We start from the raw sequence: 20,537 nt of genomic DNA on the forward strand, positions 1-20,537 counted from the left end.
TCTGTTGGTCGGAAAAACGCTTCTTCATGGGGATGTCCTCATGTGGCTTATGAAGACATTACTAACATCGGGGTGTACTAATCAACTGGGAGCAGGTCACGGGTATTTTTCCTTCGTCAGCGCACTGATCTCCGCTGTGGAAAGATTTTTGTCCTGGATAAGTTCGACAAACTGCCGAGTTGTGATTCTGGTCATTGGTTTATGCTCCGGTTACTTCGTGTTTTTATTACCCATGCCAGCGCGGATCTTTGCCAACATTTCCATACCTTTTTGCTGATAACGCCCGTCTGTATCAGCAGCCTGTGCGTGGCCCGGTGGTCGGTGTTCCAGCGCCTTAGTTTTTCGTATCGGTGGGACGGAATAGCCCATTTCTACCTGCTTCGCCCACTTGGTCAGCAGGCGACCGGCCAGCGCGGCCAGTTCGTTTTGTCCCAATTTTCGCTCAACGCCAACCCGGCGAATTTCAGTGCAAATCTGGAACAGTACCGGGTGGTGCCAGTTGAAACTGTCGGCGCTGTCATAGCGCCATGAATCATTGCGCCACCGGTGATACTCAGTCATCACATCTTCAACGGTGAGACCGAATGGATTAGCCGTGCACTCGCCTACAATCGCGGTGAACTCCGCGAGGTCTGGCGGCCAGTGATTACCGGCGCTACAGCGCTCCATGCAACGCTGTGCGGCAAATGCAAGTTGTTCATTCGAGAATCGAGAAATCGTTTGGCCCCAGATCGTGGATGGTGCCACTCCGTTCTTGGTCACCCAACGATTGGCGTAAATCCCCGCCATCGTCTCCCAGAGGAGCCAAGCCCTGTCGCTCCCGTTCTGCGTTGCGTGCGGCTCTGACCTGCTGCTGAGCGGTAGCGGCTGCTGCGGTGTGTCTGGTCGCATTTGAACCTCCTGCTTGCTGGTTTCGTTTCGCTGCCGCCTGGCGTTCGTAGAGCACGCTGTCGGCAAATTTCTGTTCCCATTGGGTTTGGTGGTACACCCGGCCCTCGGCTTTCCAGAAGGCGGAGAAGCTCGCCAGTTCCTCAGGGGTGTATCCCGGCGCCGGACCTTCCAGTTTTTTATTCCACAGCACAGCCTGCCGCTGGAATTCTGGAGATGGTCGCCAACTGGTGCTCATCAGGAATTTTCCAAACTGTGGCGACTCGTCGTCTTGGTCATCCCAGAACGGTGGCTCGGCCATTGGTGGTGTTTGGCCCTCTGGTGAAATTTCACTCACACCCGCCTGAGAGAGTGGTTTTTCTTTTAAGATCTGTTTACTGCTTACTGCTTTCTGGAAAGGTCTTGGCAAAGGCTTAGCCTTATCCTTAGCCAAAGGATTAGCCAAAGCGAAAGCCTTATCGAAAGCCAAGCCCATAGACCCAGAAACGCCGTGTGACGCGGCTCTTAGCGATTCCAGCGCCTCATATTTAAGGTTGCATTCAGGCAGTAATTCAAATGCTCGCACCCATGATTTAATGACGTTCACCGACGTTGGCGGGTTATGCTTTGCCGCGTTCGGCAACCAAAAAACTCTGGCTTGGGTGTCGGCTTTCACCATCCCTAGAGATAAGGCTTCGCCTAAGGCTAAGTCGAAGGCTTCGACATCCCACCCCAACTCCTCGGACAAGGCAGCACGCCCCGCTTTGAAAAGGCCAGGTATAATCCCAGTGAACGGACCGGTGAGCAGATAAACAAACAGGCTCTGCCCACTGGGCGGCAATGGGGATAACGCCCTAAAACTTGGGTCATTCCACATCGTGATTTTTACCTTACGGTAAGGCTCATTATTTGCCTTGGTCTTAGCCAAAGGGTTAGCCATAGGTCTTGCCTTTACTTTTGTCTGATGTCATTACCCAAATCACCGGCGCCCCATGCGGCGCCCTGGAACATGTGGGCGGTCCGGCTTGTCCTTCACTCGCTTTAGTGTCTTTGCGTATGCCTTGGCGGCAGCTAGGCTGCTGGTGATCGAGGTGTTTGTATGTCCCAAGTAGTGATCGGCACCCTGCACTGCAGCAGAACGCGCCACATCAGCAGAAATCCCCTCACGTTCCAGTTGACCGCGGATCTGCGCCTCAACCTGTTCTCTTGAAAAATTGGCCATTGGTTTATGCTCCGGTTAGTGCAGTGCTGAATAGGCGCGGCGCAGCTCGTAAAAGCTGCGTTCGGCCTCATCGCACTCTCTTTCAAAATCTGCCGGTGACGCATGCAGCAGCGCCGCCGCTATCGCCTCTTGGTGTTCTTTCAGCGCACGTATTGCCAGATATTCAATGCTGTTACCGGCAACCAGCCGGGCGCGCAGCTCCGCCGGCAGCGCAGCAAGAATTGCAGGCTGCAACTGCTGAATTTTCTGCTGGGCAGAAGCACTATCACCGTCCAGCCATCGGAAAATCTGCTGTTTGTTGTTGTGCCATGCAGCATCATCAACGCAGCCGTCGGCGTGCTCGATTTGCGCCAGGTGCGGTTCCTGTATCTGCTGGTCGAAATAAGCACGGGTAATCTCCGCTGCGACCGTGCGCTGTGTGGCCTCCGTGGCCCATCCGCGCAGCGCATCGCGGATCTGCTCATGTTTGATTTCCATAAATCATGTCCTTAGGCTGCAGGCTTGGTATCCTGCTGTTCTGGTGGTAGGGCATCTTGCGGGTTAGGATAAATATCCGGTCGAAGTTGGTGTGGAGTTACAACCCACCCCAATGCTTGGCAAACGTTAATCACTTCGCCTTTTGCTACGCCATTGCGGAACCATGCGCTGACGGTCTGAGACTTCTTCCCCAACCTGCGGCCTAACTCCGACTGACTGCATACAGAAAGGATCTTTGCTTGTGTTGTTTTGTCCATTTTGCCTCCTCATTAATTTTTCATATAACAGCAAATTTAATTTTCAATGTCAATAAAATTGGCGACTACTGACATGCAAATAAATTTTGTATACTGGGTTGTCATATGGCATGAGAGGGTGAAATGATCTTTGAACAACGTTTACAACAAGCCTTAGAAGAGTCAGGGATGTCACAAGCAGAGCTCGGCCGCAGGGTAGGTGTAAATTCGCAATCGGTTAGCGGTTGGTGTTCTGGAATTTTTCCTCGGAAAGACAAACTGGAAATGCTACCTGCAGTTCTAGGTAAGCCACTGTATTGGTTTTTTTTAAGTGAGGATGAGGAGAAAGGACTTACATTATCCGAAAATAATCATTCACTTACTGAAAAACATATGGAACTTATCAACCTCTTCGAACAATTGCCAACCAATGAACAAGAGAACATGATTGCAGCCTTTTCAGCTCGATTAAAGGAGCTGGATTCCTTCGTAGAGCAATACTTGCAGAGAAGAAAGCCCACATCTTCAGACTAATCTGAGCGAATTGGTAATAACTCGCAAACTAAGAGAAACAAACCATGTCAGTCGAGTCAACAGATGATATGTTCAAAAGGATTACCCCAAGTATTTTAGCTATCTATCTGAAAGAAAAGAATGTTTCTGATATATGCCCTGCCTGTGGTAGCACTGACAGAACGACCCCATTGATGCATGTTGAGTATAGAGGAACAACAATCCTGACATCTAAGCCACATGATTATGTTGCTATTTATCAATCACCTAGCCTAATTGATAAAAAGATGCCAGGAATCTCTAGTTTTGCAGTCGTATGCGGAAATTGCGGGCATACCACATTCTTTAATGCCTGGAGACTACTCAACTGGTTCAGAGATAAATACCCTCTGGAGGGCTCTGATGAAAACCAATGATGAAAATGTCGTTCAGTTTGCTAGACTCCCTAAATCAGGTGGTGAAGGTGGAGGTGGCGATATGTTGGAAGAAAAAGTAAAAAAATTGGAAGAAAGGATCTCGACAATTGCAATAGATTTAGCGGTTCTTAAGGCGACTGCTGCCACAAAAGAAGACCTTCAAAAAGAAATGAATTCGCAGACTTGGAAAATAGTCACGGCATTGGTAGTAACAGTCTTGTTGGCTGTTTTTTCTAGATATTTTATTAAATAATCTCATAAAGCATAGCTTCATTTTGCTTTCATCTCACCACTACAGCTCTTAATGTCGATTGTTAAGCCGCCTTCCAGGCGGTTTTTTTATGCCCTATCATAAATCCCCCGCCACAATTTGAAAATAAAAAGATCACATACAATTTTAATCATCATTTAACATTGACGCATGATAATTTATTTTGTAGTCTTTACCTCATCAAGCAGCAGCGAACAGGCAGGAAGCCCACGAAGTAGTCGTCCGGGACGCATGAAGACCGGAATGATTCGCTAACGCAGCAGGTGAAAAACGTTCTGACAGCCGGAAAGACGGCGAGCATAACCAATGACCAACCACTCGAAAGAGGCAATCATGAGCAACAGAGGTTTCTGGTTTTTGATTGTTGTAGGTGCCTGCATTGTTTTCTGGGCAGGTGTATTCGCCACGGCAGGATTAGGAGCATAACCAATGATCAGCACGGCAGTTCCACACAGCGGTAAGGCCACCAGTTTCCGCAACAAGCGTACCGGTGCAGCATGGGTGGCGCATTACGATATCCACTGCCAAGTGTATCGCTTTGAACCAACAGGCAATCTTCGTGCGATCAAGTCGTCGTTCGAATCTCGCAGTATCCCGGCATATTTCGAGCCTGCTGGAACGCACTAAAACGCAGCACTAAATAATTAACTCACTGGCTGATTAATTCAGCCACGGGATCCCATTACCTAAAATTGGAGCATAACCATGATCAAGACCGTAGAAATTAAAATTAACCTTCTGCACAAAAACATCGTTGAGGTATTAAGCGAGGGTGAAACCATTGGCTTTATCGTTAATACGGAAAACAAAGAAAAGCCACATTCTCTGGTGACCCCAACAGGGGATGATGCTGGTGACTTTGATTGCCCGAAATGTGCCATTGATGCCGCAGTGCGTACGCACTTTAACGTGGGTAGTGAATACGCCACAGAGTTCAAAGTCAAGGGCCGCCCTTCCCCGAGAAAACTGCTCCTGCTGGCGTTACTGGCGATGCTCGCAGACGAATAATTGCTGTGTGTAGTCTTCCCCGCCGTCGCTGGCGGGGCTTTTTGAAGTTATTAAAATGTGTCCAGCGTTTCCCATCCGGGGCGTCAACTCGCCGGGCATATTTCAATAACAAAAGGAGAAGTATATGGAACAACGATTAATTGAAGCATTAGATGGTATTCGTGATGGGGCTGATATATACGCCCGTCACATCGCCATGCAATTGCGTGAAATACAGAAACTTCACCCGGAATATATCGACATTTGCAAGCCAATGGCATACGAGGGCGACGGTAGCGACCAAGTGCCATTTTTCGGTGCTATCGCGACTCCGGCAGGTATTGAGTTTTTGAATACTGAAAATGTATTTGATTCCGAATCGGCCCGGCAAGCTCAAAAGAAATATTGCGAAGAAAAACACGCTCCGCATTTTGCGCCATTAGATGGCATTTGCTTTCGCTGCAAAAAGGATATTTACGCACGCATTGATAATGGTTTTTCCGTCACCGGTATTTCAGTTCGTCGTGCTGGTTCTCAGTTGGTCACTGGCTGCCCGCACTGCAACCGCAGTTACTGCGATTAAAACGTAAAAAGGCCCGCACAAGGCGGGCCAGTCTACCGGCTTAACGTCCCGGAGACGGGTTACCGGGGAACCACCCCCAATAACCGGAGCATAACCAATGACCAACCGAGGCGGGCCACTGATCGGCCTGCATTCTACCTAAGTTTCAGGAGAATTGCACAATGCAAAACGTATATGCCTTTTACCTCAAGGCCAAACAAAAAACCGGGAAACCTTCCCTCTTTATCTGGTTCGACGCGAAGAACGACAGTCGCGCCCAGCGTGATCTCGCCAACTACATTGAGGATGCGGAACTGGAAGAGAAGGATTACTTCAAGGCCGCCCGTACCGATTACCCTGTTAATGATGATCTGCCTCCAGAGGGTGCATTTTCTGATACCTGGTGCGATCGTTACGAACTGGCAGACGACAAACGTACTTGGCAATTGATCACCACAGCCGGCGAACAACAGCAGGAGCAGAACAAGCCTACGGGTGAGTATTTCGCGACAAACCTCGATAAGCACACCGTGATCGCCGCTGCCTGGCTGTATGACCGCGACTGCTTGAAACTGAACGAGGACCAGTTAAAAACAGCTAAAGCGCTCGTAATGGACGATGCCCAGCGTTACCCACAAAACGTAATTCTGGCGCTGACCAGCCTCAAGCAATTCGAATTTCTATATCCAGAAATGCCGGTTGCTGCGATAGCTGGAATGAAGGCCGTGTGGCCACCATTCGGGAAAGCCCCGGAACTTGGGAAACTTTGCCAGTTTGCGACCGAATATTTAGACGCCAAGATAGAGCAGCGCGTTGACATTATCACAAAGTGGCTCACTTCTACTGGCGGCACCAAGCCTGCCGAACCGGCAGAAGAGCAGTTGCGCACTTCTTCCGGCGCACTGGCTAGCACGGGTAAAGACCCCGCACAGGGCACGCCGATCGATTCATTCCAAACGTTGGAAATTGTAATCGGCTGTGCGCTCTACCCGTCCGATTTTGATATCAGCAATCCACCGGGTTCGATTGTGAATGCCGTCCGTGAAATGAAAGCCCGAAAAGACAAAGCACTGGCGGGCTGGTACGAGCTGTTGCGCGAGACTCCGGGTGTGCTCGATTTTTCCCGAGAGGCCATCGTAACGCTGATTCGTAGCGCCGAAGAAAATATCCACGTTACTCCGGGCGCCCTGCGTACCTACATCAACGCAAACCTGATTGAAGTCAGCAGCAATGCCGTGCAACAAAAACCGGAATTCACGCAACAGAACGGTGTCGACGCGCACCAAATCGCCTCAAATGAGGGTGAAAAAGAAGAAGTGGCGACCGTTGATACTACGGTTGTCGAGTTTGAAACTGAACGCCGAGCATGGATCCGCGGCGAAGTTATAGCGGCATTGAGCGGCGACACTGGTGTGATGGGTGAAGATGACGTCGCTAAGCTCATGGCTGCAATCGACGAAGGTATGAAATACACCTACATTGCTCGACTACTGGCCAAAGAGATCGAACCGTGCGACCCGCTGCAACAGCTGGCCGCTGATGAAATTCATCACCTTACCTGCGACGTGCTGGAGAACTGGGTAGATGACAAAGATCCGCGCGTTGCTTTCATCAACGAGCGAGTCGAGTTCTACCTGAGAGAAGCACGCCAGGCATTGGAACAAACTGAGGCCTCTGCACCTGCAGCCGGAGAACTGCGCAGCATGGGTGGTGGCCAATTCGACGTGTCTGCGCTATTTGCTGAGTCACCACTGGCTAACATCAGTACAGCAGAATCCATATCAACAGATTTTCGGGAAAATGAGGATCTGACAACCGAAGGTGTTCGGGGATTCCTGAATTCGTCAACCAAAGCGGCCGATTTGTCAGGTGAAACGACTAAATTGTCAGGTGACGGCGTAACGCCGAACGATGAAAAGCCCACAGAGAAGCCGTTACTATCGGTCCCGCCATATTTCGAGCCGGGCCGCTATCACGATGTCCCTAACGAGGTCTACCACTCGGCCAACGGTATCAGCAGCACAATGGCAAAGGATGCGCGGATCAGTCTGATGTATTACCACGGCCGCCACGTCATCAAGACGATCGGTCGTGACCGCAGCGACGCGCTGACATTCGGATCCCTGGTGCACACTCTTGCGCTGGAGCCAGAGAAGATGGAACGAGACTTCAACGTCGAACCCATCATTCCGGAGGGTGCTTTCTCCAACACGGCATCAATGCGCGCGTTTATCGACGCACATAATGAAACTCTGCCGAAAATGACAGACTCGGACACCCTGCGGTCAATCATGGACGAACACAACGCCAAGCTGCCTACGCCCTACGCGCTGGGTGGGAATGTCGATGAGATTGGCAGGATATATGCTCTGCTGCCGCCTGAGTTCCAGAGCATCCCTGATGGCCAGAAATTCACGTCTACAGCCATGAAAGCTTGTATCAAAGAGTACAACGCAACATTGCCCGAACCACTGAAAACATCAGGTCCACGCGAGGCGTTACTCGAACAGTTGGCACTCATTGATCTGGAGTTCGCCACGTTGGAAAAAGCGATCCCGTCCCCTCTTCCAGTCAGCGGCAGCAAAGAGGATATGGCAACGCGAATTAGAACCATCTTACCAACGGCAATTTTTGCTGATGAATTGATTGATGTTTGGAGAAATGCGGGCGACGGACGCCAATTAGTTACCCAGCAACAAATTCAGCATGCCAAAGCAATCCAGCGTGCGCTATTTACTCATCCGTCGGCCGGGCCGTTGCTACAGCATGAGCATCGTGCTGTAGAGGCTAGCTATTTCGGCTTTGATGAAGAGACCGGCCTCGAGGTTCGTGTTCGCCCTGACTTAGAAATCGATCTCAATGGTGTTCGCGTCGGCGTAGACCTGAAATCAATCAGTATGGGCCGAGTGAAGCAGGACGCCCTGCGCACCAAACTTCACCGGGAAATCATCGACCGTGATTATCACTTGAGCGCCGCCATGTATAGCGACGTCGCCGCTTTCGACCAGTTCTTCTGGATCTTCGTCAACAAGGACGAAGGCTATCACTGGGTCGCAATTGTCGAAGCATCGCCAGACCTACTGGAGCTAGGCCGACTGGAATACAAAAAAGCCATGCGCGACATCAAGCACGCTTACGACACAGAAACCTGGCTAGCACCGATCACAGAAGAGATCGTCGATGACCTTAACGATTTTGACCAGCGTCGCATCGAAGCGCTGCGCGTGGCATGAGGAGAAACCAAACTATGAGCAATATCAGCATTCCAGAAGAAAAAACTGCATCGGTTACTGACTCAAACGTCGCGCTGTTTAACCCTCAGTACCTGACAGCTATTAATAACTTCGCCCAGGTGATGGCAAGCGGCGTGTCAACAATTCCTCGTCATTTACAGGGAAACCCTGCTGACTGCATGGCAATCGCTATGCAAGCCGCACAATGGCAAATGAACCCATTCGCAGTAGCGCAGAAAACTTTCACCGTTGGCGGAGTTCTTGGATATGAGGCGCAGTTGGTCAACGCAGTTATTTCAACTCGTGGTCCGCTGGTCGATCGCATCAACTATGACTGGTTTGGTCCGTGGGAAAAGGTGATCGGCAAGTTTGAAATTAAGAAAGGTGACAAAGGCGAATATCGGGTTCCGGGTTGGAAATTTGCGGATGAGGAAGGGATTGGCATTCGTGTTTGGGCAACGTTAAAAGGCGAAAATGATCCGCGAGAATTGACCATTTTGCTGGCGCAGGCTCGTACACGTAACTCGACGTTGTGGGCAGATGATCCACGTCAACAACTTGCCTATTTGGCCGTTAAGCGCTGGGCGCGCCTGTATTGCCCGGAAGTGATCCTCGGCGTGTATACCTTCGATGAGCTGGAGCAACGCACCGAGCGTGAAATAAACCCACAGCAGGCAACGTCACGCGTTAGCGTCAGTCAGTTAGCCGACGCGCCACCGGTAACAGCGGCTCAACGTAGCGCCCCGCCAGTGGCTTCTGACGATATCGCCAGCGATATCAGAGCATCAATTGAAATAGCAGTGACGACAGATCAAGCCTCCTCTATCCGTGCCCAGGTGGAAGAGTTGAAACAGAAACTAGGCATCAGCGCATACACAGAGCTGAAAAACAAAGTGGTGAAGCGCCACCGACAGATCACCGCAACGGCAGATATCAGCACCCAATTGAAGGATTGCCGTACTCCTGAGGATTTCGCCGCGGTTGAGTCGTTGATCAGACGGTCTGAACGTGACCTGAACGTCGACGAGTTAGAGCGCTTCCAGTTGGCACTGGATGACCTGCGGCCGGAGTACCAGTAATGAGCATACTGATCGGTTTCGTTCTGCTGGTCAGTCCGTGCGGCCACGACGCCTGCGACGGGTTGCCGGTATCTGAACGGATTTACTCAAGCCTCGACGGGTGCGAGAAGGTGAAAGAGGCTATCCAGTTGCGCCGGCCCCGCGCTGTTTTGTACTGCAGCGAAGTATTTCGATCTGAAAACTGATTTTTGAAAATCAAAACACAACGCAGGCCACGGCTAAGATCGTGGCCGGTTGTGCGTAGGAGCATAACCAATGAGTAAAAAGCTGACGTTAGAAGAATGGTGCGATGAAACTTACCCAGGCAAGAAACCAACACTGCAAACATTATGGCGTTGGGCCAGAAATGGGAATTTTTATCCGCCAGCAGAAAAACACGGCAAACAGTACCGGCTGACACCAGGGACTATCTACATCAACCCCAATGATCTCACCCTGGGGAAAAAAATAAAGGAAGCGCAGAGCCCACAACCGGCGAGGCAAGCGTTCATGGAAAAGGTGATCAATGGCACGGCGAAGGGAGGGTTATGACATGCGCTTACCGAAAAACCTTACGTTTCGTCGTAATAGGAACGCATTTTATTGGCGCAATCCGGTCACAAAAAAGGAAATATCTCTTGGGCAGATTGCGCGACGTGACGCCATAGCGCAGGCGATCGAAGCCAATCATTACATCGAGGAAAATTACTCCCCGATTTTGTTATTGGAGAAAATCAAAGGCAGCCACGAGTACACGCTAAACTCCTGGCTCGAGCGGTACGATGTCCTTTTCAAGCGCCGGAGTCTGGCCGAGAACACTTACAAGGTGCGCATCGGTCAGTTTGCCATGATCAGCGAAAAGTTAGGCAGCATGGTGCTATCAAAAATCACGACTCGCCACGTTGCCGAGTTCCTCGAAATTTGGATTGCCCAGGATAAAAAAACAATGGCAGCAACTATGCGCTCCGTACTGTCTGACATATTTCGTGAAGCAATTGTGGAAGGTCATATCGAAAACAACCCCGTTACGCCCACGCGAGCCGCAAAGGTGGTGGTGAAGCGCGAGCGGCTAGAGTTGGCGCAGTACATGTCCATTCGTGAAACTGCTGTCACCATGCCGCCGTGGTTCGGTCTGGCGATGGATCTCGCGCTGGTCACCGGGCAACGACGCGAGGATTTGACGCAATTCCGATTCGAGCACGTCGTAAATGGGCGGCTACAGATCGAGCAAGGTAAAACAGGCGCCATGATCTCCCTTCCCCTCGATCTGGAACTGAAATCGGTAGGCCTGCGCCTCGGTACGGTGATTGACCGTTGCCGGCTCGCCAGCAACACCGAATTTATGCTCAGTGCCGGCATCAGGAAAAACAGCCCGGACGGCTCCTTGCACCCAGATGGATTAACGAAAAAGTTTGTTGCTACGCGAAAGGCCTCAGGGTTGCAATTTGAGGAAAATCCGCCGACGTTCCACGAGATCAGGAGCCTGGCCGGACGGTTGTATGAGAAGGAAAAAGGGAAAGAATTTGCGCAGAAATTACTGGGGCATAAATCCGAAAAAATGACGGGTAAATATCTCGATACGCGGGGGAAAGAATACGTGATGTTGTAAAAGACCGAATATAGAAATTCGGACATAATTCGGACATTTTCGGACAAATCAAAATAAACACTTTAAAATCAATAACTTAAAAAAAGACCGAATACGATTCCTATATTCGGTCTAGGGAAATGGCTCTTGGGAGAGAGCCGTGCGCTAAAAGTTGGCATTTTGTGCAAAGCTTGTTCAGCCGTGCACTTTAAGAGTAGCTTACCGCGCTATTTTTGCCAGCCAGCCACACGGCGAGTGATAGTTTCATTAAGAAATTATTTCCACATGTTTTTCATCACCGGTTAACCCCAAACTAACCCATTGTGCGATAAGCGATTAGTGAGCGCACAGCTTCTCGGCGCGTTCGCGGTACGGCTCAACGCTCATTTTATGACCGGGATTGGCAGCGTCATCCAGCAGGATCACGTCCAGCGGCTGGGCGCGCTGTTGCCCTGCTTTCACCTGCGCCTCTGCGGCTTCGTTGAGGGGGTACTGCATCAGCGTGCTGTTGTTGAGAACAAACAGTGCGCCGCCGCTGCGGCACTGCAACGTCACCTCTTCTTTGGTGAACGCCCATTGTTTGCCGTATTCCAGCTTGGTGATGTTCACCAGTTGATCTGCCGCCAGCGCACCGGTCGCGGTTGCCAACAGCGTTATACCAAGTAATGCCAATTTCATGTTGTGGCCTTAAGGTTGCTATTTGATTCAATTTTCCCGCAGTTCGGGGGCATCCGGCAAGCCGCAATGTTACACCGGCGCATAAGTTGCAAATAAACTGACCAGCAGCAGCACGCCTGCACCCAACCCCACTTCAATCCAGCAGGCCAGCACCAGCCCGCGCTGTGCCAACTGCGGCATACTGCTCATTGCCGGGACGATAGCGTAACGGTTGGCCAACGCCACCATCACCATCATCGCCACCAGTGCGGTTTTGAACAGCAGCAGGCGCTGGTAAGATGAATTGACGTCCAGCGGCCAACTACCGAGAATGATCAAACTGTTGATCACACCGGTCAACACCACCAGCGCAACCGACAGGTGGCCCCAACGCGAGAAGCGAATCAGCGTGGTGATCGCATCGCTGCGGCTTTGTGGTTGAGCCAGATAACGCAGGCAAATCAGCAACGGCAGCAGGCTGCCAAACCAGTAACCGGCCGCCAACAAATGCAGTGCATGGTTAAAACGATGCGCTACGCCGAGCGCTCCATCATGCATTGCTGCATGGCCGATAAACGCCATGCTGACCAGCAACAGTGTAGAAAGCAGGGCCAAAAACTGCGTGCGGCGCGGTTCTGCCAACCACAGACTCAGCAACGCCAATAATGAAATGCCCAGGTGCCAGCGCCAAACCTCACCGAAGGTGGTGCCCAGTACCGCCCACCACACGTCCAGCCGCCAGGTATCGGCCCAACCGTCGCCCATCTGTCCGGCCTGAATAGCCAACAACGCCACGGCAGAAAGCCCGGCAAGCCAGGTGCAAGAGACCAGCAAAGGACGCACATCACGGGTGAGATACGGGGAAAGGCGCTGCGGCGACAATAAGGCGGTGAACAGGCTGGAGCCAAACATCAGCATCACCGCCGCAAAGTGCACAAAGCGACACAGGACAAACAGGGTCGCCAGACTCATGAGTTAGTTTACGGTGAAGCTGTACTGGCCTTTGGTTTTATGACCGTCGACCGAAACCACATGCCAGCTGACGTTATATTTTCCTGCTGCCAGATCGCCCTCGATAGGCAGATTGACCTGGGTATTGTTGTTTGCATCAAGCTGCAACTTGCCGGTTTTCACTTCGGCGTTGTCTGGCCCGGTGATTTTAATGCCGCTAAAGTTAGGCTCGATACCTTCGGAGAAGTTAAGCGTCAGCACTTTTGGTGCCGGGCTAACGCTGGCATCTGCCGCCGGCGTTTCAACTTTCAAATGAGCATGGGCCAGTGCCTGCTGGGAAGAAAGCCCGACAAACAGTACGAAAATAGTGGAAAGCAGGCGATAAGAAGAACGAATTTTACCAATCACAGTGATATCCCTTAAAGCAATAATCGAGGGTGACAAGGATTAAGGCCAACCGCCAGGGCGATGTATCAGCAGCCCAACCCACCGCAGATGATTGCGCCACGGGTAAACAGAAGAAGGGATTAACCAGTAACCCACTGTTTTAACTCTCTACCATCCCTGTAGCGTATCGGGTCAAATGATAACGAGTGTCATTATGCAAGTCGAGCAGAACGCTGGCATTTTGCGATCTGGTAGCACATATCGCTGCATAACCACGATAAACTCAGGGCATAAAAAAACCGCGCACCGGGCAAAGCCGGCACGCGGTTTTCAACAAAGGCAATTAGACCTGGCCGTTAGCACTTTCGCCGGCCGCACCCATTTTCTTCAGATCTTTATCAATGAAGAACAGTGCATTACCGCTGTTACCCACCAGCGCCAGTTTATCCAGCACGGATTTGAACAGCTTCTCTTCTTCGTGCTGCTCGGCAACGTACCACTGCAGGAAGTTGAAGGTCGAGTAATCGTGGGCGGTCATTGCAGCATGCGCCAGTTCGTTGATCTGACGGGTAATCAGTTGTTCATGTTCGTAAGTCTGCTGGAACACATCCGCCAGGGAGGCAAACTCAACCGGCGGTGCAGCGATACTGCCCAGCAGCGGCAGGGAACCGGTGTCGCTCAGGTATTCGAACAGGCGTTGCATGTGCTGCATCTCTTCCTGAGAATGCTCTTTAAGGAATGAGGCGGCCCCTTCAAAGCCTTTATCGCTACACCATGCGCTCATTTGCAGGTACAGATTGGCAGAGTAAAACTCCAGGTTCAGTTGCTCATTCAGCTTCTTGGTCATTTCTGGCGTCAGCATAATTATCCCTTTATTTTGCAGGTATCAACTTAATTTCCCCGCATTATGCCTTGGTGAAAACAGAATAAACACACTTGATTTACATCATTACCCATTTAATTTTTAATTAAATAAAAATCAATGCCTTATGAAAAACATAAATTATTCATTTGAATTATTATGATAACCATTTACATCTATATATTTAATCAGAAGGCGAATCATTCTTATTTAAAATAATAAATAGATTACATTGCCATCGGTGTAATAAATAACCCTTTATGCCGCCTGTCATTCTTTGTACTTAACTCCCCTTCTGCGCTTCAGGCTTGCCAAGCGCCGCCGGGTGCATTACCTTCTGCGCTGATCCAATGCGGTAACAGTAAGGAGAATACGGTGGGTTACAATCTGGCAGAGCTTTCCAAAGAAGAGATGGACAAAGTGAACGTTGATCTCGCAGCTTCCGGTGTGGCATTCAAAGAACGCTACAACATGCCGGTGATCCCGGAAATGGTTGAGCGCGAACAGCCGGCGCACCTGCGTGATTATTTCCGCGAACGCGTTGCGCATTACCGCGTCGAATCACACAAGTTTTCACGTCTGCCGTACGAGCCGAAGTCCAAATAGTAAAAAGCCCGCCGAAAGGGCGGGCTTAATGTCACTTGGCAGCAAACCTGTCGGTGGCCAGCATCAGCTGATGCAGGATGCCCGGTTCGTCAAAGGAGTGTCCGGCCCCTTCGACGATATGCAATTCCGCCTCCGGCCAGGCCTTCGCCAGATCCCAGGCGTTTTGTACCTGGCAAGCCATATCGTAGCGACCATGGATAATTACCGCCGGAATATGACGGATCAGCGGGACATTGCGCAGCAGTTGGTCATCGCTCTCCAGGAAGCCCAGATGAGTGAAATAGTGGTTTTCTATGCGGGCAAACGCCAGCGCAAAATCATCCTCACCAAAAGAAGCCGACTCGCTGCTTGGCAGCAAGGTAACCGTCTCCCCTTCCCACACGCTCCACAGCTTCGCCGCCTCAAGCTGCACCTGCAAATCCGTTGAGGTCAGGCGCTGGCGATAAGACGCAATGACGTCCTTACGCTCTTCCTCTGAAAGAATCGACAAGACGCGCTCCCATTTTTCCGGGAAGAAGCGCGAAGCACCGTCCTGATAGTACCAATGCAACTCCTGCTTACGCAGTGTGAAGATACCGCGCAGCACCATCTCGCTGACGCGCTGCGGGTGGGTTTGCGCGTAGGCTAACGCTAACGTCGAGCCCCAGGAACCACCAAACACCAGCCACTGATCGACACCGGCCATTTCGCGCAGGCGTTCAATGTCCTGCACCAGGTGCCAGGTGGTGTTGTTTTCCAGGCTGGCGTGCGGCTTGGAACGGCCACAGCCACGCTGATCGAACAGCAACACTTTATAACGCTGCGGATCAAACAGTTGGCGATGATAAGGGGAAATACCACCGCCCGGCCCGCCGTGAATAAAGACTGCCGGCTTACCCTTTGGGTTACCGCTCAGCTCCCAGTAGATCCGGTGGCCATCTCCAGTGTCCAGCCAACCGCTGTCATATGCTGCTAACGGCGGGTACAAACCTCTTAATTGTTCCATGGCGCTTCCGTCTCTGAATGGGTCATACCCTCATAAAAGCCGAAGCCACTCATTTGGTCAACGGTAAAACCTGAAAACTCCCACCCTCCCCAACAAGTTAAGGTGCGTTTGCTTAAAATGAATACGAACTGACGGCAAAATACCGGCTGGCCACAAGTCGCCAGCCGTGAATTTAGCCCCGTTTACGCAGATGTGGCTCACGCATTTCCTGAGCGGTTTTGGCTTCAATACTCAGTTCCGCCGTCGGCCGCAGCAACAGGCGCGCCAGCCCAATAGGCTCGCCGCTTTCACGGCAATAGCCGTATTCGCCGTTATGTAATCGCGTCAGCGCCGCGCTGATTTTCGGCAGCAGGCGGCTTTCGCGATCCAACTGACGGAACAGCAACCGCAGGTCTTCTTCGCGGGCGGCTTTGTCCGCTTCATCACCGGACACCTCCCCACCATCGATATCCCGCTTCAGCGCATCAATATGCTGCAACAGCTTTTGTTGCTCGTCCTGCAAGCGCTGGCGGAAAAAAGCCCGCTGCGCCGGGTTCATGTAATCAGACTCCGGCATGGCCAGGAGCTGCTGTTGATTTAGTAAGCTCACAACGTTCATTGCGCTCTCCGCTTATCAGTTTATTGTTATATTATAACATATCATAATGATTAAGCGGCCATGCATAAGAAAACAAAATTGCACCTATAAACAATCGATTAACAAAACCACTCGCTTTCCTGCTTGCATCCGACAGGCGTAAGGGGGTTAATGGCTGAGCAACCCACCCAACCATAGGTAACTGAGAGGCCATCATGAGTAAGGGAATGGATAGCAAAAAAAATGCGAAGAAGAAGCCGTTGAAAACCCCTGCAGAAAAACGTGCAGGCAAACGCGCTAAGAAAGGCCAGTCGACCGGCGAGTAAGCGAACTTCTAACCGTAATTAAACCCGCCAAGGCGGGTTTTTTGTTGCCTAAAATAATGCTCCACCTTTCAGCGGTTGGCAGGCGCTGGCCTGCCGGTTAAGCTAAACCTGTACAGCCACTCTGAGGAAACCATGATTTTACGCGTAATAGACACTGAAACCTGCGGACTGGAAGGCGGCGTGGTAGAGGTGGCCTCTGTTGATCTGATTGACGGACAGCCAACCAACCCAATGAGCGATTTAATCAGCCCCGACCGCCCTATTGGCATTGAGGCCATGGCCATTCACCATATCACCGAGCAGATGGTCGAAGGGAAACCACGCATCGCGGTAGCCATCGGTCGCTATCAGGGCAGTCCCTACTATGTCGCGCACAATGCGGCATTCGATCGCGGCGTGTTACCAGAAATGCGCGGCGCCTGGATATGCACCATGAAACTGGCGCGTAACCTGTACCCGGACATCAAATACGGCAACCAATATCTGCGCTATGCGCTGAATCTCGATGTTCAACTGCCGCAGGACACCACGCTTTACCCACACCGGGCGTTATACGACTGCTACGTGACCGCCGCGCTGTTGCAACGCATCATCAAGGATTCAGGTTGGACGCCGGAACAGATGGCGCAAATCACTGACCAGCCAGTGCTGCTGAAGAAGTTTAAGTTCGGTAAGTATCGTGGACAGGAAATCGATCGCATCGCGCAGGAAGATCCCGGCTATTTACGCTGGATGCTGAAATCTATTGAAGACCTCAGTCCGGACATGAAGCACACGCTGAAATACTATCTGATTGGTTGAAAAAGCGGGCAGCGCCAGCCGCCCGCCTGAGGTTACTCCGCCAGCGCCAGAATAAAGGCGTACTCCAGCGCGATATCTTCATAAGCTTTGAAACGCCCGGACTTACCGCCGTGACCGGAATCCATGTCGGTATACAGCAACAGTTGGCGATCGTCGGTCTTCAGCTCACGCAGCTTGGCCACCCACTTCGCCGGCTCCCAATACTGCACCTGAGAGTCATGCAGGCCGGTAGTGACCAGCATATGCGGATAATCCTGCGCCTTAACCTGATCGTACGGGCTGTATTGCAAAATGTAGTCGTAATAAGCCTGCTCGTTCGGGTTACCCCATTCGTCGTACTCGCCGGTCGTCAGCGGAATCGACTCATCAAGCATGGTGGTGACCACATCAACAAAGGGCACCTGTGCCACAATGCCGTTGAACAAGCTGGGCGCCTGATTAATCACCGCCCCCATCAGCAAACCACCGGCACTGCCGCCCATGGCGAATACCCGTTTGGCATCACCGTAACCCTGGGCGATCAACGCCTCGGTCACGTCGATGAAATCGTTGAAGGTGTTTTGCTTTTTGAACAGTTTGCCGTCTTCATACCACAGTTGCCCCAGCTCACCGCCGCCGCGAATGTGCGCCAATACAAACACAAAACCGCGATCCAACAGGCTTAAACGACTGGCGCTGAAGGCCGGATCCATGCTGCTGCCGTAGGATCCGTAGCCATACACCATCAGCGGGTTAGTGCCGCGCGTGAAGCTATCGTGGCGGTAGACCAGCGAAACCGGGACTTCGACGCCATCGCGTGCCTTCACCCATACCCGCTCGCTGCGGTAATTTTCCGGGGTGAAGTTTTTCACTTCCTGCTGCTTGAGCATCACGCGCTCATCGCTGTCGAGATTAAGCTCATACAGCGTGGTCGGCGTGGTCATCGAAGAATAGCCATAGCGTAGCAACTCGGTTTCCGGTTCCGGGTTGTACGCCAGCCAGGTGGTATAGGTGGGATCGTCGAAGGCAATACGCTTCACTTCACCGCTCTGCCAGTGGATCTGTCGCAGTTGGGTCAGGCCTTCGCTGCGCTCTTCCACCACCAACCAGTCACGGAACAGGCTAAAGCCTTCCAGCATCACTTCGATACGCGGAGCGATCAGCGTCTGCCACTGCGCCTCATCCGCCTGCTCACTCTGGTATAGGCCGAAGTTCTTGCCGTCCTTGTTGGAACGGATATAGAAATGTTGGTGGTAGTGATCGATACCGTATTCATGATCCTTACGACGCGGCACAAACATCTGCGGCTTGCTGTCGGCACGATCGGCGTCCAGCAGCAGGATTTCCGAGGTGGTGGTGCTGCTCAGGTGGATCAGAATAAAACGATCGGAGGTGGTCTTTTCCAAGCCGACGTAGAAGGTGTCATCCAGCTCTTCGTAGATCAGCTCATCGAACTGCGGATCGGAGCCCACCACGTGGCGATAGACCTGATAAGGCAGCAACGTTTTGGCGTGTTTGCGTACGTAATACACGGTGGCCGAGTCGTTGGCCCATTCAAAGCTGCCGGAGGTATTTTCCAGCACTTCGTCGGTCCAGCTATCGTCGCTGAGGTTTTTGAAACGAATGTCATACTGGCGACGAGAGAGAAAATCTTCTGCGACCGCCAGCTTTTGGTTGTCAGGGCTGACTTCCAGCCCGCCCAGGGTATAAAACTCACGCTGCTCGGCACGTTGATTGCCGTCGATCAGGATATCCCAATGCTCGCTCTCGGCCTGCGGCTGACGGACGTAAATCGCGTACTCATTGCCCGGTTCGAAACGCGTCTGATAGCGGTAGCCGTGCCGGACGTAAGGCACCGAATGTTCCTGCTGAGGAATACGCGCCACCATCTCTTCATACAAAGTTTCACGCAGCGCCTGTTGCGGTTTCAATACCGCGTCGGTAAAGGCGTTTTCCGCCTGCAGATAGTCCAGCACCTGGGGGTCTGCGCGCTCGTCGTCGCGCAGCCAATAATAGTCATCTACCCGCGTGTCGCCGTGGGTAGTGATGGGATAAGGACGTTTTTCTGCCTTAGGGGGTGTCATCATTGCTAAATCATCCGCTTACCTTGATTAAGGCAAGAGTGACACGATTCCCCCCGGCTTGCCAAGCGGCGCTACGCCAGCTCGCGCTTTTTCTCGTTCACGTCATTTTCAATGCCCTGCTTAACGTCCGCCGGGATCTTCAACGACTGCGCCAACGCGTCAAGATAACCACGCTCCATAAAGTGATCGACGTCGATCACCATGCAGCTCAGGTAATAAACTTCTAACGCTTCATCTTCATTCTTCACGCTCTGGGCGATCAGATCCGGGTTCAGCGGCTGATCGATAGCCTCTTGCACCCATTTTTGCGCTTCCTCTCCTACCTGCAGCTGTTCCAGGCTGTGGTCGATAGCGCGTTTTTCTTCCGCATCGATATGGCCGTCACTTTTGGCGGCGAACACCAGCGCCTGCACCAGCCGTTTGGCGCGCAAATCTACCGGCGTGGTTTGCAGACCGAACTGCGGTTCATCCTGATGGGTTTCTTTCACGCGCTGCTTGTACTTGTTCCACAACACCGCGCCCACCGCCGCGCTGCCGCCGATAATCAACGCGTTCTTGCCAAATTTCCCCACCAATTTGCGTGATGACTTGTTCGCCAGCAAGACGCCCACCAGGCCACCCAGTGCGGTCGGGGCCAGCAGTTTGCCGATGCCTTCCGACCCACCAATTGAACCGGCCTTTTGCCCAATCATGGATTGGATCTGCTGCATCCAGTTATTTTTCATACTTTACCCTTTGCCGAAGGAAACGAAGCGCGCAGGCACAGATTGGCCACACCGCCGGTGAACCGTCAGATTAGGGGATTATTTGTCAATTTACGTATGGGGGATGAAAACCTGTGTAGCGGGGAAAGTGGCCGGCTCCGCCGCCAGGCGCAAACCGGCCGGCAAGG

26 protein-coding genes are annotated in these 20,537 nt (G+C 51.9%); 13 read left to right on the forward strand and 13 right to left on the reverse strand.

The features are described from left to right. Nucleotides 1-210: 210 nt before the first annotated feature. The 5 genes from OCH02_RS21545 to OCH02_RS21565 are packed head-to-tail and all read right to left on the reverse strand — an operon-like array spanning nt 211 to nt 2,823. Nucleotides 211-789 (reverse strand): replication protein P, encoded by a 579-nt coding sequence (locus tag OCH02_RS21545; protein ID WP_315899238.1) that lies wholly within the window; start codon nt 787-789, stop codon nt 211-213. Beyond that, nucleotides 698-1,807, reverse strand: coding sequence for a DnaT-like ssDNA-binding domain-containing protein (locus OCH02_RS21550; protein ID WP_261432885.1), 1,110 nt, complete (start codon nt 1,805-1,807; stop codon nt 698-700). The genes OCH02_RS21545 and OCH02_RS21550 overlap by 92 nt, the downstream gene beginning before the upstream one ends. A 39-nt stretch (nt 1,808-1,846) precedes the next feature. Further along, entirely contained in the window at nt 1,847-2,089 is a 243-nt protein-coding gene (locus tag OCH02_RS21555) for a cell envelope biogenesis protein OmpA (protein ID WP_261432886.1), read from the reverse strand. 15 nt (nt 2,090-2,104) lie between these two features. Continuing rightward, the gene (locus OCH02_RS21560) at nt 2,105-2,566 is read right to left on the reverse strand and encodes a toxin YdaT domain-containing protein (protein WP_261432887.1); all 462 of its coding nucleotides are present in this window, start codon (nt 2,564-2,566) and stop codon (nt 2,105-2,107) included. Between the two features lie 11 nt (nt 2,567-2,577). After that, nucleotides 2,578-2,823, reverse strand: coding sequence for a transcriptional regulator (locus OCH02_RS21565; protein WP_261432888.1), 246 nt, complete (start codon nt 2,821-2,823; stop codon nt 2,578-2,580). A gap of 123 nt (nt 2,824-2,946) precedes the next feature. On the opposite strand from OCH02_RS21565, the gene OCH02_RS21570 reads away from it, so the two are divergent. From OCH02_RS21570 to OCH02_RS21620, 11 genes are all read left to right on the forward strand, one after another. Further along, nucleotides 2,947-3,336, forward strand: a complete 390-nt coding sequence (locus tag OCH02_RS21570; protein WP_261432889.1) for a helix-turn-helix domain-containing protein — start codon at nt 2,947-2,949, stop codon at nt 3,334-3,336. A 44-nt stretch (nt 3,337-3,380) separates the two neighbouring features. Beyond that, complete coding sequence (locus OCH02_RS21575; protein ID WP_261432891.1) at nt 3,381-3,731, forward strand: hypothetical protein; 351 nt, start codon at nt 3,381-3,383, stop codon at nt 3,729-3,731. After that, nucleotides 3,718-3,984, forward strand: coding sequence for a hemolysin XhlA (locus OCH02_RS21580; protein ID WP_261432892.1), 267 nt, complete (start codon nt 3,718-3,720; stop codon nt 3,982-3,984). Before OCH02_RS21575 ends, OCH02_RS21580 begins: the two co-directional genes overlap by 14 nt. A 447-nt stretch (nt 3,985-4,431) precedes the next feature. After that, nucleotides 4,432-4,629, forward strand: a complete 198-nt coding sequence (locus tag OCH02_RS21585; RefSeq protein ID WP_261432893.1) for a hypothetical protein — start codon at nt 4,432-4,434, stop codon at nt 4,627-4,629. A 78-nt stretch (nt 4,630-4,707) separates the two neighbouring features. Further along, a complete protein-coding gene (locus OCH02_RS21590; protein ID WP_261432894.1) occupies nt 4,708-5,010 on the forward strand; it encodes a hypothetical protein in 303 nt (100 codons plus the stop codon). 124 nt (nt 5,011-5,134) lie between these two features. Next, nucleotides 5,135-5,572 (forward strand): hypothetical protein, encoded by a 438-nt coding sequence (locus OCH02_RS21595; RefSeq protein WP_261432895.1) that lies wholly within the window; start codon nt 5,135-5,137, stop codon nt 5,570-5,572. 161 nt (nt 5,573-5,733) lie between these two features. Beyond that, the gene (locus tag OCH02_RS21600) at nt 5,734-8,784 is read left to right on the forward strand and encodes a RecE family exodeoxyribonuclease (protein ID WP_261432896.1); all 3,051 of its coding nucleotides are present in this window, start codon (nt 5,734-5,736) and stop codon (nt 8,782-8,784) included. Between the two features lie 14 nt (nt 8,785-8,798). Then, nucleotides 8,799-9,863, forward strand: coding sequence for a recombinase RecT (locus OCH02_RS21605; protein ID WP_261432898.1), 1,065 nt, complete (start codon nt 8,799-8,801; stop codon nt 9,861-9,863). 5 nt (nt 9,864-9,868) lie between these two features. Beyond that, on the forward strand, nt 9,869-10,048 hold the full coding sequence (locus OCH02_RS21610; RefSeq protein WP_261433040.1) for a hypothetical protein: 180 nt from the start codon (nt 9,869-9,871) through the stop codon (nt 10,046-10,048). Between the two features lie 70 nt (nt 10,049-10,118). Further along, nucleotides 10,119-10,394, forward strand: a complete 276-nt coding sequence (locus OCH02_RS21615; protein WP_261432899.1) for an excisionase — start codon at nt 10,119-10,121, stop codon at nt 10,392-10,394. 1 nt (nt 10,395) lies between these two features. Then, complete coding sequence (locus OCH02_RS21620) at nt 10,396-11,451, forward strand: tyrosine-type recombinase/integrase (RefSeq protein ID WP_410001273.1); 1,056 nt, start codon at nt 10,396-10,398, stop codon at nt 11,449-11,451. Nucleotides 11,452-11,766: 315 nt separating this feature from the next. Here the strand turns inward: OCH02_RS21620 and OCH02_RS21625 are convergent, their stop codons facing one another. The 4 genes from OCH02_RS21625 to ftnA all read right to left on the reverse strand — a co-directional run bounded on the left by OCH02_RS21625 (nt 11,767) and on the right by ftnA (nt 14,287). Next, nucleotides 11,767-12,108, reverse strand: a complete 342-nt coding sequence (locus OCH02_RS21625; protein ID WP_261432901.1) for a YebY family protein — start codon at nt 12,106-12,108, stop codon at nt 11,767-11,769. 69 nt (nt 12,109-12,177) lie between these two features. After that, nucleotides 12,178-13,059, reverse strand: coding sequence for a copper homeostasis membrane protein CopD (gene copD, locus OCH02_RS21630; RefSeq protein WP_261432902.1), 882 nt, complete (start codon nt 13,057-13,059; stop codon nt 12,178-12,180). Nucleotides 13,060-13,062: 3 nt separating this feature from the next. Beyond that, a complete protein-coding gene (gene yobA, locus OCH02_RS21635) occupies nt 13,063-13,446 on the reverse strand; it encodes a CopC domain-containing protein YobA (protein WP_012006367.1) in 384 nt (127 codons plus the stop codon). Between the two features lie 322 nt (nt 13,447-13,768). Beyond that, nucleotides 13,769-14,287, reverse strand: a complete 519-nt coding sequence (gene ftnA, locus OCH02_RS21640) for a non-heme ferritin (protein WP_012006366.1) — start codon at nt 14,285-14,287, stop codon at nt 13,769-13,771. 375 nt (nt 14,288-14,662) lie between these two features. On the opposite strand from ftnA, the gene OCH02_RS21645 reads away from it, so the two are divergent. After that, entirely contained in the window at nt 14,663-14,893 is a 231-nt protein-coding gene (locus tag OCH02_RS21645; RefSeq protein ID WP_012006365.1) for a DNA polymerase III subunit theta, read from the forward strand. Nucleotides 14,894-14,924: 31 nt separating this feature from the next. Here the strand turns inward: OCH02_RS21645 and pip are convergent, their stop codons facing one another. Together pip and dksA are read right to left on the reverse strand one after the other, a co-directional pair. Continuing rightward, entirely contained in the window at nt 14,925-15,878 is a 954-nt protein-coding gene (gene pip / locus OCH02_RS21650; protein ID WP_261432903.1) for a prolyl aminopeptidase, read from the reverse strand. A gap of 172 nt (nt 15,879-16,050) precedes the next feature. Continuing rightward, entirely contained in the window at nt 16,051-16,476 is a 426-nt protein-coding gene (gene dksA / locus OCH02_RS21655; protein WP_261432904.1) for an RNA polymerase-binding protein DksA, read from the reverse strand. 437 nt (nt 16,477-16,913) lie between these two features. On the opposite strand from dksA, the gene exoX reads away from it, so the two are divergent. Continuing rightward, nucleotides 16,914-17,582, forward strand: coding sequence for an exodeoxyribonuclease X (gene exoX / locus OCH02_RS21660; protein WP_261432905.1), 669 nt, complete (start codon nt 16,914-16,916; stop codon nt 17,580-17,582). A 32-nt stretch (nt 17,583-17,614) separates the two neighbouring features. Here exoX and OCH02_RS21665 read toward each other — a convergent pair whose 3' ends face one another. Next, nucleotides 17,615-19,648, reverse strand: coding sequence for a S9 family peptidase (locus OCH02_RS21665; protein WP_261432906.1), 2,034 nt, complete (start codon nt 19,646-19,648; stop codon nt 17,615-17,617). 68 nt (nt 19,649-19,716) lie between these two features. Then, nucleotides 19,717-20,370, reverse strand: a complete 654-nt coding sequence (locus tag OCH02_RS21670) for a tellurite resistance TerB family protein (RefSeq protein WP_012006360.1) — start codon at nt 20,368-20,370, stop codon at nt 19,717-19,719. Nucleotides 20,371-20,537 lie beyond the last annotated feature (167 nt).

This window comes from Serratia quinivorans, from assembly GCF_946227985.1.
GTDB classification, from domain to species: domain Bacteria; phylum Pseudomonadota; class Gammaproteobacteria; order Enterobacterales; family Enterobacteriaceae; genus Serratia; species Serratia quinivorans_A.

Bases quoted from the DNA above. Each gene is read 5' to 3' on its own strand.
- OCH02_RS21580 (WP_261432892.1), top strand. From the start codon at position 3,718: ATGAAAACCAATGATGAAAATGTCGTTCAGTTTGCTAGACTCCCTAAA.
- OCH02_RS21590 (WP_261432894.1), top strand. From the start codon at position 4,708: ATGATCAAGACCGTAGAAATTAAAATTAACCTTCTGCACAAAAACATC.
- OCH02_RS21595 (WP_261432895.1), top strand. From the start codon at position 5,135: ATGGAACAACGATTAATTGAAGCATTAGATGGTATTCGTGATGGGGCT.
- OCH02_RS21555 (WP_261432886.1), bottom strand. From the start codon at position 2,089: ATGGCCAATTTTTCAAGAGAACAGGTTGAGGCGCAGATCCGCGGTCAA.
- OCH02_RS21575 (WP_261432891.1), top strand. From the start codon at position 3,381: ATGTCAGTCGAGTCAACAGATGATATGTTCAAAAGGATTACCCCAAGT.
- OCH02_RS21605 (WP_261432898.1), top strand. From the start codon at position 8,799: ATGAGCAATATCAGCATTCCAGAAGAAAAAACTGCATCGGTTACTGAC.
- OCH02_RS21570 (WP_261432889.1), top strand. From the start codon at position 2,947: ATGATCTTTGAACAACGTTTACAACAAGCCTTAGAAGAGTCAGGGATG.
- OCH02_RS21625 (WP_261432901.1), bottom strand. From the start codon at position 12,108: ATGAAATTGGCATTACTTGGTATAACGCTGTTGGCAACCGCGACCGGT.
- OCH02_RS21585 (WP_261432893.1), top strand. From the start codon at position 4,432: ATGATCAGCACGGCAGTTCCACACAGCGGTAAGGCCACCAGTTTCCGC.
- copD (WP_261432902.1), bottom strand. From the start codon at position 13,059: ATGAGTCTGGCGACCCTGTTTGTCCTGTGTCGCTTTGTGCACTTTGCG.
- exoX (WP_261432905.1), top strand. From the start codon at position 16,914: ATGATTTTACGCGTAATAGACACTGAAACCTGCGGACTGGAAGGCGGC.
- OCH02_RS21600 (WP_261432896.1), top strand. From the start codon at position 5,734: ATGCAAAACGTATATGCCTTTTACCTCAAGGCCAAACAAAAAACCGGG.
- ftnA (WP_012006366.1), bottom strand. From the start codon at position 14,287: ATGCTGACGCCAGAAATGACCAAGAAGCTGAATGAGCAACTGAACCTG.
- OCH02_RS21620 (WP_410001273.1), top strand. From the start codon at position 10,396: ATGCGCTTACCGAAAAACCTTACGTTTCGTCGTAATAGGAACGCATTT.
- OCH02_RS21665 (WP_261432906.1), bottom strand. From the start codon at position 19,648: ATGATGACACCCCCTAAGGCAGAAAAACGTCCTTATCCCATCACTACC.
- OCH02_RS21615 (WP_261432899.1), top strand. From the start codon at position 10,119: ATGAGTAAAAAGCTGACGTTAGAAGAATGGTGCGATGAAACTTACCCA.
- OCH02_RS21550 (WP_261432885.1), bottom strand. From the start codon at position 1,807: ATGGCTAACCCTTTGGCTAAGACCAAGGCAAATAATGAGCCTTACCGT.
- OCH02_RS21560 (WP_261432887.1), bottom strand. From the start codon at position 2,566: ATGGAAATCAAACATGAGCAGATCCGCGATGCGCTGCGCGGATGGGCC.
- pip (WP_261432903.1), bottom strand. From the start codon at position 15,878: ATGGAACAATTAAGAGGTTTGTACCCGCCGTTAGCAGCATATGACAGC.
- OCH02_RS21565 (WP_261432888.1), bottom strand. From the start codon at position 2,823: ATGGACAAAACAACACAAGCAAAGATCCTTTCTGTATGCAGTCAGTCG.
- OCH02_RS21545 (WP_315899238.1), bottom strand. From the start codon at position 789: ATGGCGGGGATTTACGCCAATCGTTGGGTGACCAAGAACGGAGTGGCA.
- dksA (WP_261432904.1), bottom strand. From the start codon at position 16,476: ATGAACGTTGTGAGCTTACTAAATCAACAGCAGCTCCTGGCCATGCCG.
- OCH02_RS21670 (WP_012006360.1), bottom strand. From the start codon at position 20,370: ATGAAAAATAACTGGATGCAGCAGATCCAATCCATGATTGGGCAAAAG.